The 3,990-nt window shown below is 61.1% G+C and carries 3 protein-coding genes and 1 pseudogene; 3 read left to right on the forward strand and 1 reads right to left on the reverse strand.

From position 1 onward, the window contains the following. Nucleotides 1-91 precede the first annotated feature (91 nt). Both AC2VON_RS03590 and AC2VON_RS03595 read left to right on the forward strand, forming a co-directional pair. Nucleotides 92-1,102: pseudogene (locus AC2VON_RS03590) on the forward strand (rolling circle replication-associated protein); the annotation flags it as partial. A gap of 182 nt (nucleotides 1,103-1,284) precedes the next feature. Continuing rightward, nucleotides 1,285-1,581 (forward strand): hypothetical protein, encoded by a 297-nt coding sequence (locus tag AC2VON_RS03595; RefSeq protein ID WP_486951715.1) that lies wholly within the window; start codon nucleotides 1,285-1,287, stop codon nucleotides 1,579-1,581. 433 nt (nucleotides 1,582-2,014) lie between these two features. Here AC2VON_RS03595 and AC2VON_RS03600 read toward each other — a convergent pair whose 3' ends face one another. Further along, nucleotides 2,015-2,710 (reverse strand): TetR/AcrR family transcriptional regulator, encoded by a 696-nt coding sequence (locus AC2VON_RS03600; protein ID WP_014379124.1) that lies wholly within the window; start codon nucleotides 2,708-2,710, stop codon nucleotides 2,015-2,017. 790 nt (nucleotides 2,711-3,500) lie between these two features. On the opposite strand from AC2VON_RS03600, the gene AC2VON_RS03605 reads away from it, so the two are divergent. Further along, the coding region (locus AC2VON_RS03605; RefSeq protein ID WP_486951716.1) for an MMPL family transporter at nucleotides 3,501-3,990 on the forward strand (490 nt) is incomplete at its 3' end.

A 3,990-nucleotide genomic window follows, 5' to 3' on the forward strand; every position in this document is an offset into this window, starting at 1 on the left:
AAAACTGCCCACCGTCGCCTGGATCAACCAACCAACCCCCGAAGCACTCATCAAATCCGCGTAAGAAACTGTCTCACCAGCCTTGACATGTTCCGACCCGGTGCGTCCGGAAAAGGCATCTGAGCGTGCAGTCAAACGACACCGCCTCGATGTGACGGCAGAGGTTGATCGCATTGAGGCCGGTCGCAACATTCCCGACTCGGCAGCCCGTGCGATCACCGAATGGTCTCGCAAGTCGCGCGCGGCAATGTGTCGCACCTTCGCCGAGCTCGACTACACGCCACTGGTGGAGTGCGACCGTGTCCCTGCAATGGTCACCTTGACCTACCCCGGCGACTGGGAATCTGTAGCACCTGATGGGGCTAGCGTAAAGCGGCATATGATGCTGTGGCGCAAACGTTTTCAACGGGAATGGGGTGAACCGGCCCGCTACATCTGGAAGCTGGAATTTCAACGCCGCGGCGCTCCGCACATTCACCTCTGGATGGCTCCGCCGCATGCGGTAGGCCGATCCGGCGTCAAATTCCGCGACTGGCTCTCGCGCGAATGGGCGGAGATCGTCGGCCATCCGGATCCCGAGCAGCGCGAGCGCCATTTGCTCGCTGGCACGGCCATCGATGTTCGCAACGGATTACGTGCGTGTGACCCGAAACGCCTGGCTATCTACTTCACCAAACACTCATCGCCAAACATCAACGGCGACAAGGAATATCAGCATATCGTGCCCAATTTGTGGCAGCAACCTGGGCGCGGACCCGGCCGATTCTGGGGTGTCTGCGGACTCAAGAAGGCCATTGCGGTTGTAGAGGTAGCTCAGGACGCATACCTGGCTGCGCGCCGGATCGTGCGACGCTGGTCACGTAGCCAAGCGATATACGGCAATCCCGGCAGCAGCTTCCCCACCGCCGTCGTGCCGCGCACGGCCACTCGCCTGGTCCCCCGCGTTGGTCAGTACACGGGCGTCGTGACCTTCCGGAGGGTGCGCCGACGACGAGCCTTCTGCAGCCAAGGAGGCCTCGCGGGCGGATACGCACTAGTGAATGACGGTCCGGCTTTTGCGTCCAACCTAGCTGCCGCAGTGTCGGGGGCGTCACCTAGATAAAGCAGCCGAACTCATCCATTGCCACAATGCGCACTCGGGTTCGTCACGTCATACATTCTTTATTCTGACCGTCGAAAACGCCGGTTTCGCGCCCTAAAATTTCGATCATGGTTACTCCTCCGGTCCTGCTCCGGACGTCATCACAACGCCCACCGGCCTGGCAACGCTGGGTGCTCAACGCGATGTACAACTTCGATCGATACACGATCGATGATTGGCTAGGTCTCATGAGAGATCATCTCCAGCGAACCGAGGGTGCCACCGCGATGCGGACCGCTCGCTACACCATTGATGTCATGCGCCACGTTAGGGCGCTCACGTCGGCGACCGCGAGCCTTGCTTCACACGGCGACCCGGCGGCCCGCTCTGAATTGGCCGACGCCGCTCTCGACTTGAAGAGCGCCCTCGATAGGCTTCATGAAGCGCGCGACCAGCTGCTAAAAGCCGCTGGCGCCGAACGTGTTACTGATGCTGACTGAGGCAATGAGTCTGCTCTTAAGCTGGCCACGAAAGACACGTGGGTCGCTGAGGGTGGATGTCCCCCAACGCCGGTGTGATGCGATGTGCATGACAGCATGATGTATCCCGGTGATTCGGTGCTGCTGCCTTCCGGCTTGTCCGATCGTGGCGAACGCGTGTTCCCGGTCCTGTGGTTGACATCGGGGTGAACACCTACCGTCACGCCGCACTTCGATCGGGTCGTTCACTTCTGTCTCGATGCGTCGCTGGCGCGGATAGCGTTTCGTGCCCTGCGGGCCCGCATACCGACTGGGAATCGACTTTTTGTCGGCGGCAACTGAATACTGACCACTGCGCGGCAAGCTGATCAGTTTTCGCTTGCCGTTGACACTTTTTAGTTGCGCAGTGTGCGCGAGCCCGATCCGGGCTATGCATCGTCGACCGTCTGCCGAGCTAGTTGCCGCCTTGATCGGAATGGCTTATGCCGGACGAGGATTTCCGGGCCGAGGGCCGCGAAGGGGGTGTGTCTGCCGGGCGGCGGTGCGCGGTGAGGAAATCGTCGACTATACGTTCACAATCTCGGCGATCGACTGCGCGCAGCCCGGTGAGTCGAGCGAACGCCACCGGGCCGACGAGTTGGCACAGGATCAGTTCTAGATCGAAGTCGTCGAGGCCGGCTCGGGCTTCAGGGCCTTCTAGGAGGCTGTTGAACGGTTGGCGGTAGTGGTCGATGATCCGTGTTCGGAGCGCGTTGCGATCGTAGGTTTCCTCTGTGCCGTCCGGTGTTGGCCCGAGCGCGACCCAGGCCAGCGTGGTGACGTGCAGCGGCGCTTCTTGAAAGAGGGTCGCCTGTCGGCTCAACAGCTCGATCAGTTGGTCGCGTAATGATCCCGTAGCAGGTGGTGGGGTGACCTGCGGTAGCAGCCGTTCAAATGTGGCGGCCAGCAGTTGGGTGGAGCTGGTGAAGTGCCGATACAGCGTGGTGCGTGCGACCTTGGAGGCTTTGGTGACCGCGTCGATGGTGACGGCTTCGATGCCACCGGCATTGAGGAGTTTAGTCGCCGCATCCAGCAATCGGGTCCGTGACCGAAGGCGGCGTGGGTCGACGTCGTCGTCTTCATCTACCGAGGTTTCGGCGTCACGCTCCACGTAGTCACCGTAAACCCCCCACGAACCTGGCCCGCAGCGAATTGCACCGGGGAAGCCATTCAATCCGTCGAACGATACTAGTAGTATCGTAGCGATACTATGAGTACACTTTGGCGGTGTAGGCCAAGCACCGAAGGAGGATTGGTGATCAGGCAACCGGTCGAGCGGTTCGGGACCCGGGGGAGTCGACGGTGCTGCCCCCAGTCGGCCGGCCGCGTGGCTATCGAAGGATCCAGCTTCTGCCTCGGCGCGGCGACCTCACGGACGAAAGACGTCAAATCCTGATGAATGTGCCGATTTCGCTGACGAAAACCCACCTCTGGAGGCGTGCGGTTCGGGATATCCGGCTGGCCAGTCGCGGTATTGCCAAGCGCACACACCAAGGACGCCCGGTCGACCAGGGCCGCGTTCGTCCACGTCACTATCCCCCTCGCACTTGCTCGTACCTGGACGACGATCTGATGAGTCGGGAAATGCACGATCATGTTCGCGATGAGCCGATCAGGCTGAGTTCCCGGCTGGCATTTCGCCTACGGCGTTCGTGAGCTTGTCAGCAGCCAGCGATGACCCATGCCCAACGTCAAATGATCTGCATACCAATGGATTACGTACTGACGTATCCGAGGTACGGAACCGGCGACAGGACATCGAGGTCGAGCGCCAGGGCCGATCGGTGCCGCCGCAGTGGAATGGGCACGCCTGTCGGTAGCAGTTTCACCGACACCATGAAAGGGTACCGGTAGTACTGTTGCGATACCGTTAGTTTCTTTCAACGTAGCGGAGACGGGGGATGGTAGATACCGGGTGGGTTTCGTCGGGCGTGGCGACCTTGAGTCGGCCGGTCCGGGAACAACTCCGCAAGGTCACCGCTGGTGAGGGCGTTTACAGCGACCGGCTTGCCCGCTTAGCGCGGTTCAGTATCCGGCACAAGGTTCTGGTCATCGCCGCGTGGGTGGTGGCTGCCGGCGTCTTAGCCGTGCTGTTCCCGCAATTGGAGATCGTCGTAAAGCAGCAGTCGGTGAATCTCATCCCTCCTGATGCGCCCTCGCTGCAAACCGTGGACCGGATGGGGATCGCATTCGGCGAGCAGGGATCCAAGACAACCGTCTTCGTCGCGGTAGAGGACCCGACGGGCCTGACTGCGCCGGTGCGTCAGCGTTACAACGCGATGGTTTCGCGGTTGCGTGCCGATTCCAAGCATGTGCGACTGGTTCAGGATCTGTTGGCCGACCCGGTTACTGCCGGTCAGGCGGTGAGCCAGGACGGCAAGGCATGGTATC

The sequence above is a fragment of the Mycobacterium sp. TH-M82 genome, assembly GCF_057473605.1.